This window comes from Halorubrum rubrum (assembly GCF_024494685.1).
GTDB classification, from domain to species: Archaea; Halobacteriota; Halobacteria; order Halobacteriales; family Haloferacaceae; genus Halorubrum; species Halorubrum rubrum.
Window position 1 is genome coordinate 132,782 of record NZ_JANHDM010000009.1, and the last position, 22,645, is coordinate 155,426.

22 protein-coding genes are annotated in these 22,645 nt (G+C 67.1%); 7 read left to right on the forward strand and 15 right to left on the reverse strand.

Going from position 1 to position 22,645, the window contains the following annotated elements; all coding sequences use genetic code 11:
• Positions 1 to 2: 2 nt before the first annotated feature.
• A complete protein-coding gene (gene menD, locus NO889_RS11255; RefSeq protein WP_256412340.1) occupies positions 3 to 1,901 on the reverse strand; it encodes a 2-succinyl-5-enolpyruvyl-6-hydroxy-3-cyclohexene-1-carboxylic-acid synthase in 1,899 nt (632 codons plus the stop codon).
• A gap of 139 nt (positions 1,902 to 2,040) precedes the next feature.
• On the opposite strand from menD, the gene NO889_RS11260 reads away from it, so the two are divergent.
• Positions 2,041 to 2,685 carry a nucleotide exchange factor GrpE gene (locus tag NO889_RS11260; RefSeq protein ID WP_256412341.1) on the forward strand — a complete coding sequence of 215 codons (645 nt, stop codon included), beginning with the start codon at positions 2,041 to 2,043 and terminating at the stop codon, positions 2,683 to 2,685.
• Positions 2,686 to 2,712: 27 nt separating this feature from the next.
• On the opposite strand, the gene surE is transcribed toward NO889_RS11260, so the two are convergent.
• Entirely contained in the window at positions 2,713 to 3,498 is a 786-nt protein-coding gene (gene surE, locus NO889_RS11265) for a 5'/3'-nucleotidase SurE (protein WP_256412342.1), read from the reverse strand.
• Positions 3,499 to 3,622: 124 nt separating this feature from the next.
• Between surE and NO889_RS11270 the strand changes: the two genes are divergently transcribed.
• Positions 3,623 to 3,952 (forward strand): DUF5798 family protein, encoded by a 330-nt coding sequence (locus tag NO889_RS11270; protein ID WP_256412343.1) that lies wholly within the window; start codon positions 3,623 to 3,625, stop codon positions 3,950 to 3,952.
• Between the two features lie 22 nt (positions 3,953 to 3,974).
• Here NO889_RS11270 and NO889_RS11275 read toward each other — a convergent pair whose 3' ends face one another.
• The 3 genes from NO889_RS11275 to NO889_RS11285 all read right to left on the reverse strand — a co-directional run bounded on the left by NO889_RS11275 (position 3,975) and on the right by NO889_RS11285 (position 5,804).
• The gene (locus tag NO889_RS11275) at positions 3,975 to 4,475 is read right to left on the reverse strand and encodes an acyltransferase (RefSeq protein WP_256412377.1); all 501 of its coding nucleotides are present in this window, start codon (positions 4,473 to 4,475) and stop codon (positions 3,975 to 3,977) included.
• A 156-nt stretch (positions 4,476 to 4,631) separates the two neighbouring features.
• On the reverse strand, positions 4,632 to 4,949 hold the full coding sequence (locus NO889_RS11280) for a HalOD1 output domain-containing protein (RefSeq protein ID WP_256412344.1): 318 nt from the start codon (positions 4,947 to 4,949) through the stop codon (positions 4,632 to 4,634).
• A gap of 69 nt (positions 4,950 to 5,018) precedes the next feature.
• Complete coding sequence (locus tag NO889_RS11285; RefSeq protein WP_256412345.1) at positions 5,019 to 5,804, reverse strand: TrmB family transcriptional regulator; 786 nt, start codon at positions 5,802 to 5,804, stop codon at positions 5,019 to 5,021.
• Between the two features lie 368 nt (positions 5,805 to 6,172).
• On the opposite strand from NO889_RS11285, the gene NO889_RS11290 reads away from it, so the two are divergent.
• A complete protein-coding gene (locus NO889_RS11290) occupies positions 6,173 to 6,979 on the forward strand; it encodes a TrmB family transcriptional regulator (protein ID WP_256412346.1) in 807 nt (268 codons plus the stop codon).
• Between the two features lie 46 nt (positions 6,980 to 7,025).
• Here the strand turns inward: NO889_RS11290 and NO889_RS11295 are convergent, their stop codons facing one another.
• Positions 7,026 to 7,355 (reverse strand): hypothetical protein, encoded by a 330-nt coding sequence (locus tag NO889_RS11295; RefSeq protein WP_256412347.1) that lies wholly within the window; start codon positions 7,353 to 7,355, stop codon positions 7,026 to 7,028.
• 224 nt (positions 7,356 to 7,579) lie between these two features.
• Here NO889_RS11295 and NO889_RS11300 point away from each other — a divergent pair, with 224 nt between their 5' ends.
• A complete protein-coding gene (locus tag NO889_RS11300) occupies positions 7,580 to 7,873 on the forward strand; it encodes a HalOD1 output domain-containing protein (RefSeq protein WP_256412348.1) in 294 nt (97 codons plus the stop codon).
• A 133-nt stretch (positions 7,874 to 8,006) separates the two neighbouring features.
• Here the strand turns inward: NO889_RS11300 and NO889_RS11305 are convergent, their stop codons facing one another.
• Positions 8,007 to 9,044 carry a hypothetical protein gene (locus tag NO889_RS11305; protein ID WP_256412349.1) on the reverse strand — a complete coding sequence of 346 codons (1,038 nt, stop codon included), beginning with the start codon at positions 9,042 to 9,044 and terminating at the stop codon, positions 8,007 to 8,009.
• A gap of 275 nt (positions 9,045 to 9,319) precedes the next feature.
• Here NO889_RS11305 and NO889_RS11310 point away from each other — a divergent pair, with 275 nt between their 5' ends.
• Together NO889_RS11310 and NO889_RS11315 are read left to right on the forward strand one after the other, a co-directional pair.
• Positions 9,320 to 11,821, forward strand: a complete 2,502-nt coding sequence (locus NO889_RS11310) for a bacterio-opsin activator domain-containing protein (protein ID WP_256412350.1) — start codon at positions 9,320 to 9,322, stop codon at positions 11,819 to 11,821.
• Positions 11,822 to 12,105: 284 nt separating this feature from the next.
• Positions 12,106 to 12,339: a HalOD1 output domain-containing protein gene (locus NO889_RS11315; protein ID WP_256412351.1), complete on the forward strand. Its 234-nt coding sequence runs from the start codon at positions 12,106 to 12,108 to the stop codon at positions 12,337 to 12,339.
• 13 nt (positions 12,340 to 12,352) lie between these two features.
• Here the strand turns inward: NO889_RS11315 and wecB are convergent, their stop codons facing one another.
• The 3 genes from wecB to NO889_RS11330 form a co-directional block, all read right to left on the reverse strand.
• Positions 12,353 to 13,456 (reverse strand): non-hydrolyzing UDP-N-acetylglucosamine 2-epimerase, encoded by a 1,104-nt coding sequence (gene wecB, locus NO889_RS11320; RefSeq protein ID WP_256412352.1) that lies wholly within the window; start codon positions 13,454 to 13,456, stop codon positions 12,353 to 12,355.
• Positions 13,453 to 14,619, reverse strand: a complete 1,167-nt coding sequence (locus tag NO889_RS11325) for a glycosyltransferase family 2 protein (RefSeq protein WP_256412353.1) — start codon at positions 14,617 to 14,619, stop codon at positions 13,453 to 13,455. Before NO889_RS11325 ends, wecB begins: the two co-directional genes overlap by 4 nt.
• A gap of 318 nt (positions 14,620 to 14,937) precedes the next feature.
• Entirely contained in the window at positions 14,938 to 15,222 is a 285-nt protein-coding gene (locus NO889_RS11330) for a PadR family transcriptional regulator (RefSeq protein ID WP_256412354.1), read from the reverse strand.
• Positions 15,223 to 15,499: 277 nt separating this feature from the next.
• Here NO889_RS11330 and NO889_RS11335 point away from each other — a divergent pair, with 277 nt between their 5' ends.
• Complete coding sequence (locus NO889_RS11335) at positions 15,500 to 16,021, forward strand: DUF7344 domain-containing protein (protein WP_256412355.1); 522 nt, start codon at positions 15,500 to 15,502, stop codon at positions 16,019 to 16,021.
• Between the two features lie 117 nt (positions 16,022 to 16,138).
• Here the strand turns inward: NO889_RS11335 and NO889_RS11340 are convergent, their stop codons facing one another.
• From NO889_RS11340 to NO889_RS11360, 5 genes are all read right to left on the reverse strand, one after another.
• The gene (locus NO889_RS11340; RefSeq protein ID WP_256412356.1) at positions 16,139 to 16,666 is read right to left on the reverse strand and encodes a DUF7344 domain-containing protein; all 528 of its coding nucleotides are present in this window, start codon (positions 16,664 to 16,666) and stop codon (positions 16,139 to 16,141) included.
• A gap of 624 nt (positions 16,667 to 17,290) precedes the next feature.
• Positions 17,291 to 19,102 (reverse strand): glutamine--fructose-6-phosphate transaminase (isomerizing), encoded by a 1,812-nt coding sequence (gene glmS / locus NO889_RS11345; RefSeq protein ID WP_256412357.1) that lies wholly within the window; start codon positions 19,100 to 19,102, stop codon positions 17,291 to 17,293.
• Positions 19,102 to 20,280 (reverse strand): sugar phosphate nucleotidyltransferase, encoded by a 1,179-nt coding sequence (locus NO889_RS11350; RefSeq protein WP_256412358.1) that lies wholly within the window; start codon positions 20,278 to 20,280, stop codon positions 19,102 to 19,104. Before NO889_RS11350 ends, glmS begins: the two co-directional genes overlap by 1 nt.
• Positions 20,281 to 20,519: 239 nt before the next feature.
• Positions 20,520 to 20,726 carry a HalOD1 output domain-containing protein gene (locus tag NO889_RS11355; protein WP_256412359.1) on the reverse strand — a complete coding sequence of 69 codons (207 nt, stop codon included), beginning with the start codon at positions 20,724 to 20,726 and terminating at the stop codon, positions 20,520 to 20,522.
• Between the two features lie 545 nt (positions 20,727 to 21,271).
• Positions 21,272 to 22,483 (reverse strand): alpha-D-ribose 1-methylphosphonate 5-triphosphate diphosphatase, encoded by a 1,212-nt coding sequence (locus NO889_RS11360; RefSeq protein ID WP_256412360.1) that lies wholly within the window; start codon positions 22,481 to 22,483, stop codon positions 21,272 to 21,274.
• Between the last annotated feature and the right edge of the window lie 162 nt (positions 22,484 to 22,645).

Below are 22,645 nucleotides of genomic sequence, written 5' to 3' on the forward strand. Positions count from 1 at the left end.
CCTCACTCCCTACCGTCTCCATGGACCGCGCGCTCGACGGCCGCCACCAGCCGCTCGCGCGTTCGGTGGCTCGCCTCGGCGTCGGTCCGCACCTCGATCAGGTGGGAGCCGTCCGCGTCGCGGGCGCGGCGATACGCCTCCGCGAGCGCGGCGGTCGGATCCGGGGTCTCCGATTCCGGTCGCGCGTCTGCTCCCGGTCGCGCGTCGATCCGGGCGTACTCGAGGCCGTGGAGGTCCGCGACCGGCTCGAACGCGAGCCCGTGCGGCGTCTTGAACTCGGACGTGAAGGGCGGGTCGAACGACTCGATCGGGAGCGCGTGGAAGATCCCGCCGCCGTCGTTGTTGACGAGTACGACCGTGACGTCGACGTCGCAGCGATCGATCGCGAGCAGGCCGTTCGCGTCGTGATACAGCGCGAGGTCGCCGACGACGAGCGTGAGGTCGTCGGTCGTGGCGGAGCCCGCCCCGAGCGCGCTCGAGACGATCCCGTCGATCCCGGAGACGCCGCGGTTGCCCAGTACCGTGAGATTCGTCGTCGACGGCGGGACGAACCGGTCGAGGTCGCGGACCGGCATCGAGTTGGAGACGAAGAGCGTCGCGGGGTCCGGGACCTCCGCGGCGACCGCGCGGAGCACGTCGCCCTCGTGGAACCCGTCGATCCCATCACCGTCGACCTCGCCGCGGTGGAACTCGCGGGCGACCCGGTCGGCCGCCTCCCACCGCTCGCGCCACGCCGGATCCCCGCCGCCGGCGACGAGCCGCGAGAGGCGGGCGCAGAGGCGGTTCGGCTCGGCGACGACGAGGTCCGTCGCGGCGAACTCGGCCTCGCGCCATCGTCCCGTGGGATCGACCGCGTACTGGTCCGCGCCGGTGCCGGCGAGGTACTTCCGGAGCCGCTTCGAGGTCGGCGACGCGCCGAGCCGGATCACGAGTTCGGGGTCCGTCCAGCCGTCGCCGGCTCCGGCTTCGGCTCCGCCGTCTCTCCGGTCCTCCGCACCGCCCCTCCCATCGCCGCCCCCGTCACCGCCGCCCGCGACCGCCCCGGAGAGGTACGCGTCGTAGTTGCCGATCACCGGTGCGACCCGCGTGTGTCCGCCGAACCGGAGCCCGGAGAGCGGGTCGGCGAGGATCGGGTAGCCGGTGGCGTGTGACAGCGCCGTGACCGCCTCCGGGTCGAGCCCCGGCGGGTCGGCAGGGCCGGCGACGATCAGTCCGCGGTCCGCGGAACACGTCTCGGCGAGCCCCCGGAGCGCCGTCTCCTCCGGCTCCGGTGACCCCGGCGTCACGTCGACGTACGGGCCGTCTCGACCCGTCTCCGCGGCCGGATCGAGGTCGTCGGGAACGTCGCCCTCGACCGGCGTCGGCTCGAGCGGCTTCGCGAACGGGACGTTGAGGTGGACCGGACCGGCGTCCGCGCCTTCCGCGGTCGCCACCGCGCGATCGACCGCCGTCCGGAGCGAACGGAGCGCGCGATCCGTCGCCGCCGGCTCGGGGAGGTCCTTGTAGAGGCGGACCGCGTCGCCGTACAGCTTCTCCTGGTCCGCGGTCTGGTTGGCTCCGGAGTCGCGGAGCTCCGGCGGCCGGTCGGCCGTGAGCGCGAGCAGCGGAACGCGGGCGTTGTCGGCCTCCATCACCGCCGGGTGGTAGTTGGCGGCGGCGGTGCCGGAGGTACAGATCAGCGGCGTCACGCGGCCGGTTCGACGCGCGCGCCCCAAGGCGAAGTAGGCGGCCGAGCGCTCGTCGAGCTGTGAGAACAGGTGGAGCTCCTCGTGGCGCGAGGCGGCGACCGTCAGCGGCGTCGATCGGCTGCCGGGCGAGACGACGACGCTATCCACGCCCATGGCGACGAGTTCGTCGATCATCGCCTGCGCCCACAGCGTGTTCCGGTTCGGTGCGGTCATCATCGGACGTAGGCCGTGCCGGGATAAGTAACCCGGCAGGTCGCGGTCGGTCGAAGCGAACGGGCGGTCCGGCGGTCGGAGGCTCTCCCATCGACCGCGTTCTACAACGCTTATACACGCCCACGGCCTCCGATCGGACATGAGCGACGACGACGCCGTCGAGGTCGGATCGCAGAGGGAACCCGACGCGACCGCCGAGGACGCCGGCGACGCGGCCGAGGAAGCCGACGCGGACGCGACGGCCGCCGCCGGAGACGGGAGCGACGCGGCCGAGCCAACCCTCGCCGACCGCGTCGCCGACCACGACGAGGCGCTCGCCGAGGAGGTGGCCGACCTCGAGTCGGAACTCGAGGAGCGCCGCGAGGAGGTCGACGAGCTGACGAGCAAGCTCGCCCGCGTCCGCGCCGACTTCAGCAACTACAAACAGCGGGCCAAACGCAAGCGCGAGGAGATCCGCGAGCGCGCCTCCGAGTCGCTCGTCGAGCGGATCGCGCCGGTCAGAAACGACCTCAAGCGGGCGCTCGACCAGGAGGACGGCAGCGACATCCGTCCGGGCGTGGAGTCGACCCTCGAGAAGTTCGACGAGGTGCTCGAAGACGAGGGGGTCGAACCGATCGAGCCGGAGCCCGGCGAGGAGGTCGACCCGGCGCGCCACCAGGTCATGCTCCGCGTCGACAGCGACCAGCCCGACGGCACCGTCCACGAGGTGTACGAGCCCGGCTACGAGATGGGCGACCGCGTCATCGCGGAGGCGCAGGTGACGGTCAGCGACGGCGACGAGTGATCCCGCGACCGGAGAGCGGTCGCCGGGTCACCGACCACCGTACCGCTCCGCGAGCCCGTCGAGCGCGCCGTTCGACGCGACGCCGTGCGGGACGGCCAGCGGCGAGACCGACACCTCGCCGTCGACCACGGCCCGCCGGTCGGTGCCGACCGGGTCGGGAACGTCCGCCTCGGTCATCCGTCCCCAGATCGGGTCGTCGAAGGTGACCCCGCCGTTCCCGTCGCGTTCGGCGGTCATGCCGTACCAGTCCGACGGGCGGGTCACCCGCATCGGCGCGGGATCGCCGTCGGCGATCGGCGCGTTCACGTTGAGGTAGTCGACCGCCTCGAAGACGCCGGCGTCGAACGCGTTGTCGAGGAGGTACCGCGTGGCGCGGGCGGCGTGGCCGAACTCTCCCGCCTCCAAGTCCCGCTTCCACCAGTCCTCGCCGCCCGGAACGTACATCGACGTCGCCACCGCGGGAACGCCGAAGAACGCGGCCTCCACCGCGGCCGAGACGGTTCCCGAGCGGCCGAGGACGTACGACCCGAGGTTCGCGCCCTCGTTACAGCCGGCGACGACGCAGTCCGCGTCGGGAACGAGTTCGTCCAACCCCGCGACGACGCAGTCGACGGGCGTCCCCTCGACCGCGTAGCCGAGTTCGTGTTCCGAGACCGTCACGCCGTCCGACAGCGTCCGTCCGGTCGACGAGCGGTCGCCGGTCGGAGCCACGGTCACGACGTCGTACTCGTCCGCGAGGGCGTCACGGAGGGCTCGGAGGCCGACGGCGTCGATGCCGTCGTCGTTCGTCAACAGGATCCGGTCGACGCTCACATCGAACGCTGGTGGGGTTCGAAGAAAAGTCCATCGTCGCGCCGGGGAATTCGCGAGCCGGTCCACCCCGATCCGTTCCGCGACGAACGGAAAAACACAGGTAGCGCCGGGACGACGCGTCGGTATGGGATTCGGCGACACCGCGAAGAAGATCCAGACGCTCGCCGACAGGGCGGAGCGCACGTACCAGAAGATCAACGAACTCCGGACGGAGGTCGAGGAGACGCAGACGACGGTGCTCGACACCTCGGAGCGCGTCCAGGCGCTCGAAAACGAGATGGCCGAACAGCGCGCGGTCCTCGACGCCGTCGCGGCGGAGGTCGGCGTCGACCTCGACGCGGTGAGCACCGAGGCGCACATCGTCGAGGCGGAGGCCGGAAGCGACGGCGAGGACGTCGAGGGCGGAAGCGACGGAACGGAGAGGGACGCCGGCAGCGACGCCGACGAGAACTGAGACGGTCGATACCGAACGACCGTCAGGCGTCCGAGGACGCCGGCCCGTCGTCGGCTCGGGAGACGACCTCCGCGGGCACGCCCGCAACCGTCGTCCGCGGCGGGACGTCCTCGGCCACGAGCGAGTTGGCGGCGACGCGCGCGCCCTCCCCGATCGTGACGCCGGGGAGGACGACCGCGCCCGCGCCGATCATCGCGCGGTCGCCGATCACTACGTCGCCGAGGCGGTACTCGTCCTGGAGGAACTCGTGACACAGCAACGTGGCGTCGTAGCCCACGATCGCGTCGTCGCCGACGGTGATCCGTTCGGGCCAGAACACGTCCGGGGTCGACTCGAGTCCCCAGGAGACGCCCGTCCCGACCGTCACGCCGATCCACGAGAGGAGCCGGTTCTTGAGCCGGAGGCTCGGACAGATCCGCGCGAGGACGATCACGAGGTAGTTGCGCACGACGACGAGCGGCGACTTCGCGTCGGGCCAGGACCACAGCGAGTTCCGTACCCCGCCGGTCCGGTGACGCTCCAGTCGGTCGGCCCGCGTTCCGTCCCCTCCGCTCGCGTCCGTCCGGTCGCCGTCGACGTTCGATCGGTCGCTCGCGCCGTCCGCGTTCTCGTCGCTCACGTGGGTCCGTTCGCGGGGCGGCAGTAAAAGGGTCGCTGCCGTGTTCGTCGTGCTCCGCGGTCAGTCGTCCGGGAAATTCGGACGAACGAAGACGTCGCCGCGTGCATGAACGGTGACCTGCTGGCCGACGAAGACGAACGACACGGCCGTCTCCCCTCCAGCCGGTTTCGAGCCGATCGATCGAAATATCGTGTTTAACGCGTCGGTATCGACGACCTCGTACAGCGGTTCGAGCATCGTCGGCTCGCGATCCACGGTGACCGCGACCGTCTCGATGACGGCTTCCGCCGGGGTCGTCACCGACCAGTCGTACTGGGCGTGAACGACGCCCGTCCTCTCGGACCCGTCGCGCTCAAGCCGCTCCGGTTCGTCAGTCATCTCCTCTCCCGTCGAAGTTGGGCGTGGAATTCATGTTGGTGGTCTCATCCTCCTCCTCGCGCGGTCGGGTCACTGGTCCAACTGCCACGTGAAGATCGTTTTCAGCACGACGACGAGACTGTTCATCTCGCCCGACCCCCAGATCGCCGTCTCCGACCGCCGATCGGTCGGGTCCGCGTCGTCGGTACCGACGAGCACGCTCACGAGCGTCCGCGTCTCGTCGACCATCATCAGTCGGCCCGCGGGCGTATCCGACCAGAGCCACAGCGAGTCGAACGTCTCCGCGCCGGGTACGTCGTCCTGTATCTGCGCTCGAACGGCGGACGAGACGCTGCCGAGCCGGATCCGCACGCCCCGATCCGCGGCGGCACGGAGCGCGTCGACGATCGCCTCGTCGAGCAGGTCCTCGACCGTCATGTAGACGACCTCGTCTTCCGCGTCGCTGACGAGCTCTATCACGCGGTCGGTGATCGGCACCCGACCGTCGACCGTCCAGACGCCACGTTGTTCCCGAGTGCGCTGCGTCGGTTCGATCTCGTTCAGCGCGGCCGTCAGGACCGACACCCGGTGGTCCATCTCCTGTGCGAACTTCCGAGTGGCGGTCTCCGTCGAGATCGCCCAGAACGTCTTGGGCGACGAGTGCCGGACGTCGACCAGGCCCCTGTCGTGGAGTTCGTCGATCGCGTCGTAGACTCGGGTCCGAGGGACCTCCGAGACCTCGCTCACGTCCTTGGCCGTGCCCGTCTCGAGACTCGTGAGTGCGACGAACGTCCGGGCGGCGTACGCACTGAGGCCGAGCCGTTCGAGTTGTTCGACGGCTGTCGATCGAGGGTCGTCGGCGGGGTCCGTGCTCATGCGTTGTGGTCTCCGCGCTGCGGAACCCCGGTCACGGAGTGTGACCGGGCCCGGCACGCGTCGGGCCGTGGTTGGGACACGAGCTTCGAGGCACGCACCGGGATCGGACAGACGGCGTTGATCGTCATAATAGTTTTGTGATTAATCGGGTTAATATAGAATATCGGTGTCAATAGCGTCGAAAAGCCGTATTCGAACGTTGTGACTATGAGAGTGACAACAATATCCCGGACGGGACGTTTCGACGGTAAACCGCGTCTCGTCGGGTGTTTCCAGGGATCTGGTATCGGTGTCAGTGACAACGCCTATCTGCCCGGCGATACGATCGTCGAACCGATCCGGTCGCTCCGGGTCGCGAGTTGGGACACATGAGCACTGATGACACAGCAAAAGAGGCGATCGAGGTCCTCCAGCATCTCGGTCTGAAGGAGTACGAGGCGAAGTGTTTCGTCGGACTGTCGCGCGTCAGCTCCGGGACGGCGAAACAGCTGAGCGAGATCACGGACGTTCCCCGGACGCGGATCTACGACGCGATCCGAGTGCTGGAGGCACAGGGGCTCGTCGAGATCCAGCACTCGAGCCCACAGCAGTTCCGGGCCGTCCCGGTCGAGGAGGCGACCGAAACGCTTCGCGACCAGTACGAGGACCGCGTCGAGCGCCTCCAACGGGCCCTCTCGCGCACCGAACCGGTCGAGTCGAACGAGGAGGACCGGGTCCAGGAGGTCTGGTCGATGTCCGGAACGGACGCCATCGCGAACCGGGCGAACCAGCTCATCAGCAACGCGACGGAGGAGGTCGTGTTGGTCCTGGGCGACGACTCACTGCTGACGGACGAACTGGTCGACAGCCTGAACGAGGTCGATCCCGAGACGGAACTGCTCATCGGTGCCGCTACCGAGTCGCTCGAGTCGCGCGTTCACCGGGCCGTCCCGAACGCGACGACGTTCGTTTCCGGGCTGGAGTGGCTGCGCAACGAAGGAAACGTCTCCGAAAACCTGGCCATCGGTCGGCTCCTGCTCGTCGACCGGTCGTCCATCCTCGTCAGCACGATCGTTCCCGACACGCACGAGGAGCAGGCGATCTTCGGCGGCGGGTTCCGAAACGGCCTCGTCGCGATCTCGCGACGATTGCTCGCGCAGGGCCTGCTCCCCCAACACGATCCGCGCCCGGAGTGACTCCTCCCCGCGGTACCGATGCGGATCGCCCTCGCTCGCGATCCGGTCACACCCAGTCGTCGGGCAACCGGTCGCCGTTGGCCTCGAGCAGTTCGAGGAGGGGGCTGATCTCGTCGAACCGAGGGCCCCTCCTCACGGAGCGACGTTCCGGATGGACGGCGACGAACCCCCGTTCTTCGAGCTTCGGGAGGTGTAGGTGACGCATCGATAGCAGCGCGTCCTCCTCGGGGGAGTCGTCCGCGAGCCGATCGAACGCGACCGACCGGTCGTCCTCGGAGCCCGCGTCGAGAAGCGCGAGGAGCAGCCGCCGCCGAGCGACGTGGCCTAGCGCGTCGAGCTGAGAATCGAACGATGGAGAGACGATAGACTCGCTCACGTCCGATGACACGAGGTCGCGGCCCCTGAATCCCTCTGTTTTTGACTACGCGTATTCTTTTGATTAATCGAGTGACGACCGATCGCCCGACGGGTCCGGATCCGATCGCCCGCCGTTCCGCCCGATGAACCGTTCCGCCGAATGAACGGTTCAAACTCCTGATTGTTTCAACGGCGAATCTATAGGTTTAACATCCCGAGCCCCGATATCGGGGTAGGAGCCGTATGGAGCACACGTCGATACACACGGACTGTCAACGGGCGATCTCGAGCGATCACACGACGGTATTCGAGCAGTCGGAGGACGCGTCCGTCTGTGTCGCGGTCGTCGAGGCCGTCTCGACGGTGACCGACACGGATCCGATGCGGCTCGACCCGCTGTACGACGCCGTCGACTCCGACGCTCTCGAACGACTCATCGAGAGCGGCGCGGCCGACACCGAGACCACGTTCGCGTACGAGGGCTGTAGAATCACGGTCTCCGGGAACGGCGGCGTGGTCGTCACCCACCCGATCTAGCGGCCGTTACGGGGCGCGTTCGTCGAGCGGCCTCGCCTGGCCGTCGGCCGCAGCCCGCCGACGTCATCGAAACGACCGAGCCCGCCCGCCGGAAGCCTCCTCCGCGGCGAGGGCGCGGGACCGGAGGAGCGGTTCACTTGCTTCCCTCGCTCGCGAGGTGATGGTTCATGACCGTTCGGATGCCGTCGACGACGGCCTCACCGTCGACGCTACGGATCTCGGCCGCCCGTTTCCGAACGGTCCGATTCCGGATCTCCCACTCTCGGATGAACTCGGACTCGATCCCGTTCGACTCGATCCGGTCGATCAGACACTCGACGGTCCGATCGTCGGGGTCGTCCAATTCCTCCGACGAGACCACGCCGCGGCGAAGCGCGCAGACGACGACGCCCGAGCTGACGTCTCCCTCCGCGAGCTCGCGTTCCCAGGTCGTGATCCAGTTGCCGATCCGAGCCATTTGTTGGATCTCACAGAGGAGGCTCCGGAGCACGCCGAACTCCGCACGGTCGAACGACGGGGAGTACATGAGATCGAGACACGCGTAGGGGAACACCGTCATGTTGTAGGCGTCGTACCGTTCGGCCTCTGTTCGGTTCGCCATCGACACGTTGTGGTTCAGAAGCCGGGAGTACTCCATCGCGTTACACGTCTGGCGGAGGTCGTACTCGAACACGTCCACGAACTCGGCGTACCGTGGGGCGTCCTCGATCGACGTCTCGATCTCGCTCCAGAGATCGGCGAGGAAGTCGAGCACGTCGTGTTCGACGTCCGAGCGTGCCGTTCCGGAGTCGTCGTCGGACCGCGTCGCCCGGTCCGCGCCCGTCCTCGCTCGAAACGGAATTCGCCGTCCGACGTCGAACGTCGCCCGTTCGTCGCTCACCTCCGCGAGGTCGTCGAGCACCGTGACGTACATCGTCAGCAGCGTCTTCAGTTCGTACACGTCGCTCCTCGCGTCGTCGGCGACCGACGAGAGCGTGAACTCGTCGAAGAGGTTATGGATCCATTTCCAGAGGAACGCGTCCCGGCCGCCGAGGACCCGATCGTATCGGCTCGCGAACGTCCGTACGGCCGGTGGCAGGTCGACGTCGTCGATAGTCCGCCTGTACCCGTCTCGACTCCACGTCCCGTCAGACACGCGTGCCGTGACGTCCCCGTTTCCCTCGTGTATCATACCCGTTAACACATCCATAACTGACTTAATTGTTTTGTTCTAATTTTTAATTGATTAATTAACGTGAGATCTCGTGACTTTCACACGATTTCTAGTAATATTACGAGTACATGAGAAACCCGTTAAAACCGAGTATCAGCGCTCAATCATTCGATATCCTGTATAATAATATCTTAATTGATGTGTCTTGGCCGCCATCGTTCGTCTTGTCATGCGGACATATAATATTACAAGAATATAGCGGTATTTATCACCGTCACTGTGTTTTACCCGGTGTGTATCACGACGGATCTGCCGAGGGGGACGGACCTTCGACGACCGGTTTCGAACCCACGGGAACCGATACGTTCCGCCGGATCGCCGGACTCCTCGATCGGGTGTCAACCGGACTGCTCGTCGTGGACGACGCCTCGACCGTGACCGCCTGGAACCGGACCGCCGTCGACCTGCTCGATCTCGACGGGGAACCGGGCGGACGCGAGGTGGGCCGGATCGCCGGATCGACCGGAACCGACGTCGGTGCCGCCGTCGAGAGGGCGTTTCGGACGGGCGAGGCCGTGGCGTTCGAGACGGCTCTCGATCGGGACGAACCGGTCGAGATCCGCGTGGCCCCGATCGGGGACGTCGTCGCGGTGGCGGTGCGAGACGTCGGCGAGCGCGTCGAGATGCGACGCGAACTCCGCCGGTCGGGCCGCATCCTCGAAACGCTCGACGACGGGGTGTACACGCTCGATGAGGCGTTCGTCATCACGTCGGTGAACGACGCGATCACGACGATCACCGGCTACGATCGCGAGGAACTCGTCGGGTCACACGCGTCCATGCTCGCCGGCTCCGAAACGATCGAGATGGCGGACGAGATCATCGAGCGACTGCGCGGTGACGGTTCGGACGTCGGCGTGATCGAGTCCACGATCCGTACGGCGGACGGCGACGTACTCCCGGTCGAGACGCACTTCTCGACGGTCGAGTTCGCGAGCGGCCGGAAACGGCGCGTCGGCGTGATCCGGGACCTGTCCGAACGACGTCGAAGCGAACGGATCCTCCGCGAGCTGAACCGCTCGGCCCGTCGGTTCCTCCGAGCGGACACGGAACGGGTCGTCTACGAGACGATCCTCGACGTCGCCACGACGGTGTGGCCGGACGCGACGGTCGTCGCGTACTCGTTCGACGAGGTGGAGTCCGTTCTCGACCCGGTCGTTGCGTCCGGAGAGCTCCCTGGCCCCCGCGGGCCCGGAAGCACCGTCTGGGAGGAGTTTCTGACCGGGGAGGACGGCGTGACGGTCCCCGGCGACGGCCCCTCGCCCGCGCGACCGAACGGCCGCGACGACGCGCACCCGAGCGGTCGCGTCGTCGAACGATCCGACGACGCGGCCGAGTCCGCGGTTCGAACGTTGTACGCGACGCTCGACGAACACGGACTCCTCTACGTCGAGATCCCGGAGGAGAACGCGAACAACGTCGAGGAGTCGGTGGAGCTGGTGGCGGCCAACGCGGTCGCCGCGCTCGGACGCGTCGTCCGCGAGACGGAGCTGTCACGGCAGAGCGAGGCCCTGACCGAACGGAACCGGACCCTCGAACGGCTCCACGAACTCAACGACCTGATCCGTCGCGTGAACGGAGCCCTCGTCGATGCTGACACCCTCCAGGAGGTGGGCGACGCGGTCTGTGCGCTGTTGGTCGACGCGGACCCGATCCGGTTCGCCTGGCTCGGCGAGACGTATCTCACCGGCGGGGGGCTCGACCTCGTCTCCGACGCGGGCGACGGCGAGAGATATCTCGACGCGTTCGAGTTCGGGAGCGCCGAACCCCCGACCGGTCCGTCCGCGTTCCGGAACGACCCGACGCGTCGCGCACTCGACGCCGGCGAGACGGTGGTCGTCACCGACGTCTCGAGGGGGCTCCATGAGGCCACGTGGCGGGAGCGCGCCCTCGTGTGCGGCTACCGGTCGGTTCTCGCCGTCCCGCTGTCGTACGACGATCTCGACTACGGAGTGCTCACGCTGTACGCCGACCGGACTGGAACCTTCGACGGGGAGTTCGGCGAGCTGCTCGCGGAGCTCGGAAACACGGTCGCCGACGCGGTCAACAGCAATGAAACGAGGCGTTCGCTTCGAAGCGAGTCGTTCGTCGAACTCGAGTTACACGTCGACGCTCCGGACGCGCTCTCCGTCCGTCTCGCCGACGCGCTCGGGGAACCGATCCGGATCGACGGGACGGTGCCACAGGGAGACGATCGCTCGTTGGTGTACGTCAGCTCCGACGTCGACCTCGCGTCGGCGTCCTCGACGGTCCCTGCCGTCGAATCGGCCCGCCGGCTCGACGACGGGGCGACCAGCCGGACGGAACTCTCCGTCGCCGGCCGAACCGTGGCCGATCGGTTGGCGACCCACGGAGCGAACGTCGACTCCCTCGTCGCGGCGTCGAGCGGCATCGACGTCACGGTAACGCTCCCGCGGTCGGTCGGCGTCAGGTCGTTCGTGGAGGCGCTCGACGATCGGTACGGCACGGTCGAACTGCGCTCGCGTCGAGACAAGGACACGGTCGAGGAGCAGTCGGGCGGATCGGCGACCGTCGTCGACCGACTCACCGACAGGCAGTTCGAGGCGGTCCGGACCGCGTACTTGTCGGGGTACTTCGAGTGGCCCCGGACGAGCACGGGCGAGGAGGTCGCCGCCGCGATGGGGATCACACAGCCGACGTTCAACAGACACCTCCGAACGAGCGAACGCAAGGTCTTCTCGGCCGTGTTCGGCGGGACGGACTCGGGGGAGTGACGCCGAACCGATCCTCCCCGTCGGTCGGCGTGCGCCGATCGCGGACCGGGGACGGAGTCCGATTCCGGAGACGACGGTCGGATCGGTTCCGGAGACGGCGGTCGGATCGGTTCCGAACGGGCTTCTGAGCCGGCGTCGCCGCCGAGATCGCGTCCACGGGGACGGCTCGCCGCTCGGGGTGACGCTACGTGTGTAGTACCGGGTCGAACGACATGCTATTCACGTTGAAGAAGCCCCGATATCCCTGCGACCGTTTGGAGAGAACGGACACGATGGGACCGGATATGGCCGACGACATCTGCTGGCGAATCGTTACCGAGATAGCCGACGAACGCGACGTCGATCCGAAAGCGATCGACGACCGGCTTCAGGACATCGTGGACGTCGAGTCCCTGTCGCGACTCGTCGATCGGGCGTGGAGTTCCGACGATCTCGACCTCTCCGTCTCGTTCCGGATGGCAGGGTGTTTCGTAACGATCACCGGGGACGAGACCGTTCGGGCGACGGTTCCGGAGTGACGCGGTCCCGCGCTCACGGGACGACTTCGTCGGTTCTCGATTCGACGGGGAGCTCCGCGAGGATCCGGTCGGCGGCGTCGCCGTCGCCGAACGGGTTCCGCCAGTCGCCGGACCGATCGATCATCTCCACGACGCTTCGGCCGATCCGCTCCGGGTCGCACGAACCCAGTCTGTTCGCTCCGACGTCGACCGTCTCCGGTCGGTCGGTGTCCTCGCGGACCGTCACACAGGGGACGCCGAGAACGCACGCCCGCTCCTGGACGTCGGCGGAGTCCGTGAGGATCACCTCCGCGGCGGTCTCCAGCCGAAGGAGGTCCACGTAGTCCCGCGGGGCGATCCGGCGGATCCGGTCCGGCAGTTCGATCCCGAACGTCTCGAGTCGGTCCCGTGCCCGCGGAGGGACGGGATAGATCACGTCGCGCCCGTGTTCGGCCCCGACCCGCCCGGCGCCCGAGACGAGTCGCTCGAATCGGGCCCGGTCGTCGACGGTCTCCGCTCGGCGTGTGGTCAGCAGGAAGAACTCGCGACGTTCGAGCCCGAGCTCCTCGAGCACCGTACTCTCGTCGCGTGCGACGTCGCGATGGTGGCGAGTGGCGTCGACGATCGTGTTCCCGGTGACCGTGGTCCGAAGCGGTGAGACGCCCTGCCGTAGGAGGTACTTCTCGTCCCGTTCGGTCGGCGGAAAGAGGAGATCCGAGACGTGCTCCGCGACGACCCGGTTCATCTCCTCGGGCGTCGTCCGGTCGAAGCTCCGAGATCCGGCCTCGACGTGCCCCAGCGTCGTGTCCAGTTTCCCGGCGGCGATCGCGCCCGCGAGCCCGCTGTTCGTGCCTCCCTGGACCAACACGGCCTCGGGAGACGTCTCCCGGAACACCTCCTCGAGACCGATCAGCATCTCGCCCGTTTGCCGCCCCTGGGACGTCGAGCCGACCCCGAGCGTGTACCCCGGCTTCGGAAGCCCGAGCCGGTCGAAGAACGCGGCGTCGTGTGTCTCGGGGTGTCGTTGGCCCGTATGGATCACGGCGTGCTCCAGGCCGCGTCGACGACACGCCCTGATCACCGGCGCGAGCCGGATCACCTCGGAGCGAGTGCCCAGAACGACGGCGACGTCGGTCATCGGCGTTCGAGGTCCGGTCGTTCGATCGTTCCGCCGTCCCGGATCGGGTCGGGTACCGAACCGGGCGCATCCCGGCCTCGCTGGCCGGCGTCCGACGGGTCGGTGACCGGCCGCTCGACGTCCCGCACTAACCCCTCGTTGTCGGAAACGTCGAACCACGCGCCGAGCGTCAACAGCAGCCCGCCGAGCACCCCTACCGTGATCGACGTCATTCCTCCCAGGAACACGTCGACGGCGGGCGTAGCCACTGCGTACGCCCCGCCGACCACGCCCGTGAGAAGAGTGAGAACGCCCAGAACGTAACAGACGATGAGCGGGTGAAACCGTCGGACGAAATACGAGCGCACGAGTCGCTCGAGGAAGTTCCGCGCGAGCAGTATCGACAGCGTCGGCACGAACGTCGAGTACTGGATACCGCTCGTCTCGTCCGCGTACTTCGCCGGGTGGGGGACGTCGGCGATCGGCTGCCGATCGACGTTGAGCGCGAGCAGCATGTGATTGAGGAACCCGTACTGGTCGTACAGACGGTCGAACCGGATCGTCCGTAACCCCTCCTTGGATATCGCGGTGAATCCGTTCTGTGGGTCCGAGAGGCTCCAGTATCCGCTCGAGATGCGCGTCAAGAACGTGAGGATCCCGTTCCCGAACAGCCGCCAGCGGGACATCTGTTCGTAGTCCCGCCCGGACCGCAGCCGGTTCCCCTTCGCGTACGTCGCGTCGCCGGCGATCACCGGGTCGATGATCCGGTCGAGGTGGTCCGGATCCATCTGTCCGTCGCCGTCCATCACCGCGACCACGTCGATGTCGTCCGCGAGCGCGTGGGCGTAGCCGGTTTTCACCGCCGCTCCCGCGCCTCTGTTGGTTTCGTGTCGGATCGGCAGTATTCGAGGCGTGACCCCGCCGTCGGTTCCGACTTCCGCCTCGACGACGAACCCGCCGGCCTCCGGTCGGATCGGGCTGGCGTCGTCGGACGTCGAACCGACGGACGAGCCGTTGATCCGACGGGCGTGCTCGCGGATCTCCGCCCACGTGTCGTCGGTCGACGCGTCGTCGACGACGTACACGCGGTCGACGTACGCCGGGATCGTCTCGATCACGTCGCCGACGTGGCCCGCCTCGTTGTACGCCGGAACCACGACGCCGACGGTGTGGCCGTCGTACATCGTTATCCGGAACCTCCGGTTCGTCGCCGAACGGCGGACGTTCGACTCCGAGCCGTGGACGCCCCGTGGCGCACGCGATCATCGACGTCGCGGACGTGGCGATCGGTACGCGCTCGCCACCGTCCGTCCCGCCGGGAGGAGCGGATCCGACACCGATCTCGTCGAGTTCGTGTCCCGTTCATGTTACGACCTTTGTTGTGACCCCAGCCGGTCGGAACGAACGCGACCGAACGGGGAGCGTGTAACGTGGAACACGACCGAAACGGGCTTTGTTATACGGTGCCTCACGCTCGTTTCCCTCCACCTACCGTCGGGGATTCACAGGCTCACGTGGGCGTCCTCCCACTCTCGACGTCTTTTGAGGCTCTCCATCGTTTTCTCGGTGGTGCTGTAGTAGTTGGTTCGACGGTCGCTCCGTCCCTTCTCGACGTACTCCAGTTTCACCAGCGTGTCCAGGTTCGGGTACAGCCGGCCGTGGGTGATCTCGCCCATGTCCCGTTGGAGCTCCTGTTTTATCTCCTGGCCCGACGGGTCCGTTTTGCCGGCGATCACGTACAGCAGGTCACGCTGGAAGCTGGTCAGCTCGAAGAGCAGATCTGTCATTCGTCCTCGATAAGGGGCGATCGGAGTTTTGTTATAGAGAGCTAAATCGTCCGTACGACCGATGCTTCCGTCCCGTCGAGCGGGACGGATCGCCGCGAGCGGGCCGGACGAGACACCCTCGTTCGCGCCGCTATCACGTCCAACCGGGACGGCAAGGGAGCCAATATCGACCGATATGGACGTGATAACAAATTGAATGAAGGATAACCGTTGGACCGATCGAGCGTGCTCGTATGATGACGAGGCTGAACGGTCATCGACGGACGACAGTGGAGCCATGAACGAGACGGAAACACTCACCAAAGACGAGGTATTCGAGGTACTGAGCAGCTCACGACGCCGGCAGATACTGTACCATCTACACCGTCGGGGAGGAGAGGCCGACCTCCGCGACCTCGCGCGCGACACCGCGAGGGCGGAGAACGTCGATTCGGTCACCGACGACGTGGTCAAGCGACTCTACATCTCGCTGTATCAGACGCACGTGCCGAAACTCGAGAAGGTCGGAGTGGTACGATACGACAGCGACGATAAGTCCGTCGTGTTGACCGATCGGGTCGCGGACGTCGCCCGCGTTCTGAACGAGGAGATCGAACCGCACAGGCGGTGGTCGCTGTACTACGCGCTGCTCGCGATCACGGGGCTCGGACTCTCGATCGGCCAGTTGGGCGGGGTCGCTCCGCCCGTGACGACGCTTCCGTTCGTCGTCGTGCTGCTGAGCCTCGCGGTGTTCCAGTACTACGAGACGGAGGTGCGGGAGCACGAATACGACTTCCTGGAACGGATCGTTTCGGACTGAGCTCCCCGCCCTGCTCGCTCACGGTTTCGTGGAGATCCGCCGGACGAGGGCCGGTGGCGTCCGGACCGTGAGGCCCTACGCCGGGGGACCGCCGTCGTCGATCCCGTGTGACCGGGATCACGTGAACTGTTGGATGAGCACGATGAGCACGATCCCGACGACGCTGAGCAGCGTCCATCCCGCCGGCGGGATCGTCGACAGCGCGCCGACCCCCAGCGTCCCGAGCCCCACCGGAACGAGGATCCCCGTGGCGACGACCGGGATCACCCAGGATCGCTCCTCGCTTCCGGTCCGGTCGTCGGTCTCCTCCATGTACGGAACGAGCGACGAGACGGAGTCCTGTAGCTCGACTGTCCCACGGTTCTTGTCGTACTCGACGACGCCGAGGGTGTCCATCTTCGGAAGGTGACACTGGTAGAGCCCGATGTACACCCGTTTCCGCTGGTCGGACGAGAGCTGCCGGACGGTGGTGTCGTTCTCGTCCGCGGCGATGTGCTCCGCGAGCTCGTCGAGCCTCGCGGACCCGTCGTGCCCGCGGAGGTACTCGATGATCTTCCGGCGACGGCTGTTCTTCAGCAGATCGAAGATCTCCCCCTTCGTTAGGACCGAGCCGTTCGACCGCGGTTTCTTCCCTATATGTTCCAAATTCGATACTTCTGTGTCCGACGGAGAATCGGGATCGGCGCCCGACGAGCTCCCGCCGAATGACCCCTTTCCTGCACTCATGGTCTCGTTCACTACGGATATCCTCTTAGATATGATGAACGTACTCACGTTTCGTCTCCGTTAACCACATCCGAACGATCGGTCACGACCCCACAGGAACTGACCGTCAACTCGCCACGGTCTCGGGATCATGACGGTAAGGACGAGCATACCGAGCGAGATCCGGTCGGCACCGCTCAACGACCGGCGAGGATCGCGGTGACGTCCGCTCGTCGCTCGCTCGCTCGGCCGCGGCGGCGGAGAACACGTTATATAATCCAGTACATATTCGATTATTGAACTATGTTCCGTCGAGTTATACGGGTGTGAACGGCGTTATCGTGCATATACTCCCCGAAGGGCCGTGACTGCGTCCGTTGGGGCCCTCCGACCGCCATACGTCTCGAAGGCGGGGCGGTCGACCGTCCGGGCGTGAGCCGTCGCGGTCGACCGCACCGACGGGCGCGGAGCGGGGGTTCGGTATTCGGTCGCTCACCGGAGCGAGCCACGGCGTCTTCGACCGACGTATCGGGAACCACGAGACGGCCGAAGGCGACGCCGATCTCACTCCACGGTGACGCTTTTCGCGAGGTTTCGCGGTTTGTCGATGGGCCGGGACAGCATGTCCGCGGCGAGGTACGACACCAGCTGGAGCTGGACGTTGGCGAGGATCCCGGCGACGTCTCGGTGCGTCTCCGGGATCGAAAGCACGTGGTCGGCGTATTCGGTCGCGCCCGTGTGGCTCCCGTCCGTGACCGCGATCACGGGCGCGTTACGGGCGCGGACCTCCTTGACGTTGTGGACGGTCTTGGTGTCGTCCCGTCCCGTGAAGACGGCGAACACCGGCGTGTTCTCCGTGACGAGGGCCAGCGGACCGTGCTTGAGTTCGGCCGCGGAGAACCCCTCCGCGTGATCGTAGGTGATCTCCTTGAATTTCAGCGCCCCCTCGAGCGCGACGGCGTGACCGACGCCCCGCCCCAGGAAGAAGTACGACTCACAGTCGTGATACGCCGAGGCGACCGTCTGCGCTTCCGACTCGTCGAGGACCTGCTGGACGTCGTCCGGGAGGACCGTCAACGAGTCGAGCAGGTCGCTCGTCGATCGAGGCGTCGCCCCGTTCGTCGCGTGGTTCAGCCGTTCACACAGGAGAAGCAGGGTCGCGACCTGCGAGGAGAACGACTTCGTCGCGGCGACGCCGATCTCGGGACCGGCCCGGATGTACACCGTGTGTTCACACTCCCGAGTGACGGTCGATCCGACGACGTTCGTCAGCGCGAGCGTGCGGGCCCCGGTCCCCTGGATGGCTCGGACCGCCGAGAGAGTGTCCGCGGTCTCGCCGCTCTGAGAGACGGCGACGACCAGGGTCCGACCATCGACCGGCGGCGGGTTCGACCCGTATTCGCCGGAGAGGAACGCCTGTGCGTTGATACCGCGGTCGGCGAGCAGCGACCGTGCGTACATCGCCGCGTGATACGAGGTGCCCATGGCGACGAGGTGAACCGACTCGATCCCCGAGAACGTGCCCTCGGGGAGTTCGTCCAGGTCCACGCGTCGGTTCAACGCGTCGGTCCGGCCGCGGATGGTCTGCCGGAGGGCCGTGGGCTGTTCGTAGATCTCCTTCAACATGTAGTGGTCGTACCCGCCCTTTCCGGCGTCGTCGGGGTCCCAGTCGACGGTCTCGACCGAGCGCTCCACGGTCGTCCCCTCGGCGTCCGTGATCGTGTACCCTTCGGGACGGATCGTCACGACGTCCCCGTTCCGGAGGTAGACGACCTCGTCGGTGTACTCGAGGAACGCCGGCACGTCGCTCGCGAGGTAGTAGCGCTCGGGGGAGCGCCCGAGGACCAGCGGTGAGCCGCTCCGCGTTCCGAACACGGCGTCGGTCCCGGCGAACACCGCGGCGATCGCGTAGCTCCCCGAGAGGCGGTCTATCGCCATCCGGAACGCCTTTTCGGGCGGGTAGCCGGCGGAGAGGAACTCCTCGATGAGGTGGGGAACGACCTCGGTGTCCGTGTCGCTCGTGAACTCGTGCGTCGAGAGCTCCTCCTTGAGTTCGGCGTAGTTGTCGATGATCCCGTTGTGGACCACCGCGACCCGGTCGAGACAGTCGGTATGGGGATGTGCGTTCGCGTCCGTCGGGGGGCCGTGCGTCGACCATCGAGTGTGCCCGATCCCCGTCCGGCCGCGGACCGACGATCCGCGCACCGACCCACAGAGGACGTCGATCTCGCCCTCGCGCTTGATCACGTCGAGGCCGTCGGCGTTCACCGTCGCGACGCCCGCGGAGTCGTAGCCGCGGTACTCGAGGTTCCGGAGCCCCGAGAGGAGTTCGTCGACCGCATCGCCGCTGCCGACGCGTGCGGTGATCCCGCACATCAGCCGATCACCTCCGCACCCTCGTCGACGTCGCGGCCGAGCGTGACTCCGGCGCCGACGCTGCTCCGGGGTCCGATCCGACATCCCGGCGTGATCGTGACGTTCGCGCCGACCGTCGCTCGATCCGCGACGACGCCCCCGAGCCGCCGATCGACGTACTCCGTTCCCTCGAGGACGACCGTCGCCGACCGACCGGGGGAGACGGTCCCGTCGCCGATCGTCGCCCCGCCCCCGACGATGCTGTCACGGAGGAGCGTGTTCGCGCCCACCCTGGCGTCCGGGCCGACGATCGAACCCTCCAGTACCGCGTTCTCGTCGACGATGGTGCTCGAAAGCAGGCAGGTCCCGCCACGGACGACCGCGCCGGCCGAGACCCTACAGTCCGCGCCGATCCGAACGTTCTCCCCGATCACGGCCGAGTCGTGGACCCGTGCGGATCCCGCGACCCGCTCGGCGACGCCGACGAGTCCCGGATACGAGTGGAGCAGGGTCTCGTTCGTCTGGAGCAGATCCCACGGATACGACGAGTCGAACCAGACGCCGTTCGGCGTCTCGGCGACGACCTTCCCGTCGAGTTCCGCTATCGCCCCGGTGAGGGGTCGCTCGCCGTCCTCGAACGGCGTACGTTCCAGGGCGTCGAAGACCGTCCGATCGAACGCGTACACGCCGGCGTTTATCCGCGAGGAGGTGCCGTCGTCCCCCTCGTCGATCCGGTCGACGAGACCGTCGCTGACGCCGACGGTCCCGTACTCCGAGGCGCTCGTCGACGCGGCGACCGCGACGCAGGCGACGGCGTCCGACCGCGCGTATCGCCGAGCGACCTCTCCGACCATCGTTCCGTCGATGACGTTGTCACCGTTCACCACGAGGAACTCGCCGTCCACGTAGTCCTCGGCGGTCTGGAGGGCGTGTCCGCTCCCGAGTTGGGTCTCCTGGGTGACGTACGTGAAGTCGATCCCGTCGTACGCGTTCTCGAGGTGGTTCTGGATCCGTCTCCGCCGGTGGCCGACCACGAGGACGACGTCTTCGACGCCGATCGACGCGAGCGCGTCGAGGGGGTACTCGAGTATCGGGCGACCGGCGACACGGAGCATCGGCTTCGGTTGGTATCGAGTGAGCGGACGGACTCTCCTCCCCTCGCCGGCGGCGAGGACGACGGCCCGATCGACCGAACTCATGGTTGCGTGAGTGACTCGACCGGCTCGCGACCCCAGTCGTCGACCTGTCGATCGGTACGCGTTCCGCGACCTGCTCGTTCCATAACCATCGGCAGGCATGTGACGGCTATTGTAATGGGGAACCTTTCCGAAAACGAACGTACGGGCGGTTCGCCGGGTGCGATCGAACGTCTCGTTAGGAACCGCCTACGCCTCCCTGGGGAACGGCTCCGCCGCGGTACCGCCGACCGGCCGAGGGGTCAGTCGGTCAGCAACGTAACGGAGTCCGCCGTGACGACGACGATGTACCCACAGTACCGGAACGAGACCCGAACGTCGGTCCCGCCCTCGCCGTCGACGTCGGTGACCAGTCCGTCCAGCGCCTCCGGATCGAGGATCTCGCTCAACACCGGGAGCTCGGCGGGAACGACGTCTTCCGCCTCCGCGACGGCCCGAACGACGCTCACCGTTACGGAGACCCCTGACTCCCTTTGAGTCTCGTTAACGACCGTTCCGTCGAGCGGTTCGGTTCCGGAGACATCGTCCGAGGCAAACGAACTCATGTGGTAGTAACGGTCAATACTTGGAGACGCATATAAAAAGGGCGTCGATGTTCGGTCGGCCGAGTCCGGAGCGTATCGAGACCGGCCGTGAGCGACCCCTTCCGCGCGCGGGCTCCGGAACGTCGACGCCGAGACGGGGACCGTTTGATCGGCACTAACCCGTCCGGATCGCGTCGTGAAACGCGGGGACGTCGATGCCGTCCGCACGGATCGATCCGGTGGTGCGCCTCGAAACGGTCCGCCGTCCGCGACCGAAAACGGAGCCCGACGTCCCGTGGACCACCCCGTTCCAGGGTCTTTAAATATATACCCAGGGTCCCTACCGTTCATCCGTACCGCGGGTGAGATCGACCACCCCTGACCCCGGAGGGTCGGTGTCAGTCGTGGTACCGGTCCCCTTCTCAGCGGAGAACGGACGGCCCTTCTCAGCGGAGAACGGATGGCCCTTCTCAGTGGAGAAAGGACGGGCCAGCGGTCGGACTCCCTCGTCGCGGCCGTCGCTCGGGACCGCGACGGCGCGGCTCGCCGCCGCTCTTGAGGACCTCGACCCCGTCGACGAAGACGCGTTCGACGGTCGGGACCGGATCGGGGTCGACGACGAGGAGGTCCGCACGTGCGCCGACCTCGATCCGGCCCCGATCGTACATGCCGGCCGCGTCGGCGGGGTTTCTGGTGACTCGGTTCGTTCGGGTCGAAAGCGGCTCGCCGGTGTCGACGAACGGGGCCGCGAGCAGCGACGGCGGATGGTAGTCGGAACACAGGACGTCGACGATCCCGTCGTCGATCGCCGCCCGCGCCGAGAGGTTGTCCCAGAGGCTCCCGCCCCTGAGGAGGTTCGGTGCCCCCATGACCGTGGTCATCCCTCGGTCGCTCGCGTGCCGTGCGGCTTCGTGCGTGAGCGGATACTCGCAGATCGACGCCCCGTGATCGAGCAACCGGTCGATGTCGGTCGTCGTCTCGTCGTCGTGTGACGCCAGCGGGACGTCGGCGGCGGCCGCCACGTCCGCCACTCGCTCCGCCAGCGAACGGCGATCCGCCGGCGAGAGCGACTTCCGTTCGGAGATCGCCTCCGCGACCCGCTCGGTGGGCCAGTTGCGGTCCTCGACGTAGTGTCGCTCGAACGCGTCGCGGTCGTACTGGCCGTCGCCGGGAACGTGGTGCATCACGGAGATGAGGTCGATATCCACGTCCTCAGAGAGCCTCTCGACCGATCTCACGCTCTCCTCGACCAGCTCACAGCGGGCGTGGACGCGGTTGTCGGAGAGCAGGTACGTCGCGTTCGCGACCTCGCGGGCGAGCTCGGTGGCCTCGGAGATCGTCCGGTCGTCGTCCGGCGAGTTCTCGAACGCGACGGCGTGGAACTTCGTCGTCACGCCGGTCAGGACGTTCACCCGGTCCGCCATCGAGAGGGCCATGGCGGTGTCGACCTGCGCGCCCGAGCGGGGGTGAAGTTGCTGCTCGACGTCGTCACCGTGGAGGTCGACGAGGCCAGGCATGATCAGCCGTCCGCCCGCGTCGATGGTCTCCGACCGGGACAACGCCCCGCGTCCCGCTCCGCTCACGTCCGCGACCCGGCTCCCCGTGATGACCACCCGTCCGTCGTCGATGACCTCCGTCGGCGTGACGACCCGGCCGTGCCGGATCTCGGTGATGCCCGTCATCGCCCCGAGCGCGGACCGTCGGTGCGCGGATCGATGTCCGGAGTGGAGTCGACGGCGTGCCGGGAGGGGTCGTCGGTCGGGAGAGGTGCCATACCGCTCCCTATCTCGGGAGAGTGTCTTTGTTAATCACATCCAACGGCACGCCGTAGTGGCCGGTTTACC

Bases quoted from the DNA above. Each gene is read 5' to 3' on its own strand.
- NO889_RS11325 (WP_256412353.1), bottom strand. From the start codon at position 14,619: ATGTACGACGGCCACACCGTCGGCGTCGTGGTTCCGGCGTACAACGAG.
- NO889_RS11350 (WP_256412358.1), bottom strand. From the start codon at position 20,280: ATGAGTTCGGTCGATCGGGCCGTCGTCCTCGCCGCCGGCGAGGGGAGG.
- NO889_RS11285 (WP_256412345.1), bottom strand. From the start codon at position 5,804: ATGAGCACGGACCCCGCCGACGACCCTCGATCGACAGCCGTCGAACAA.
- menD (WP_256412340.1), bottom strand. From the start codon at position 1,901: ATGACCGCACCGAACCGGAACACGCTGTGGGCGCAGGCGATGATCGAC.
- NO889_RS11335 (WP_256412355.1), top strand. From the start codon at position 15,500: ATGAACGAGACGGAAACACTCACCAAAGACGAGGTATTCGAGGTACTG.
- NO889_RS11290 (WP_256412346.1), top strand. From the start codon at position 6,173: ATGAGCACTGATGACACAGCAAAAGAGGCGATCGAGGTCCTCCAGCAT.
- NO889_RS11315 (WP_256412351.1), top strand. From the start codon at position 12,106: ATGGCCGACGACATCTGCTGGCGAATCGTTACCGAGATAGCCGACGAA.
- NO889_RS11330 (WP_256412354.1), bottom strand. From the start codon at position 15,222: ATGACAGATCTGCTCTTCGAGCTGACCAGCTTCCAGCGTGACCTGCTG.
- glmS (WP_256412357.1), bottom strand. From the start codon at position 19,102: ATGTGCGGGATCACCGCACGCGTCGGCAGCGGCGATGCGGTCGACGAA.
- wecB (WP_256412352.1), bottom strand. From the start codon at position 13,456: ATGACCGACGTCGCCGTCGTTCTGGGCACTCGCTCCGAGGTGATCCGG.
- NO889_RS11260 (WP_256412341.1), top strand. From the start codon at position 2,041: ATGAGCGACGACGACGCCGTCGAGGTCGGATCGCAGAGGGAACCCGAC.
- NO889_RS11305 (WP_256412349.1), bottom strand. From the start codon at position 9,044: ATGATACACGAGGGAAACGGGGACGTCACGGCACGCGTGTCTGACGGG.
- NO889_RS11270 (WP_256412343.1), top strand. From the start codon at position 3,623: ATGGGATTCGGCGACACCGCGAAGAAGATCCAGACGCTCGCCGACAGG.
- NO889_RS11300 (WP_256412348.1), top strand. From the start codon at position 7,580: ATGGAGCACACGTCGATACACACGGACTGTCAACGGGCGATCTCGAGC.
- NO889_RS11360 (WP_256412360.1), bottom strand. From the start codon at position 22,483: ATGACGGGCATCACCGAGATCCGGCACGGCCGGGTCGTCACGCCGACG.
- NO889_RS11280 (WP_256412344.1), bottom strand. From the start codon at position 4,949: ATGACTGACGAACCGGAGCGGCTTGAGCGCGACGGGTCCGAGAGGACG.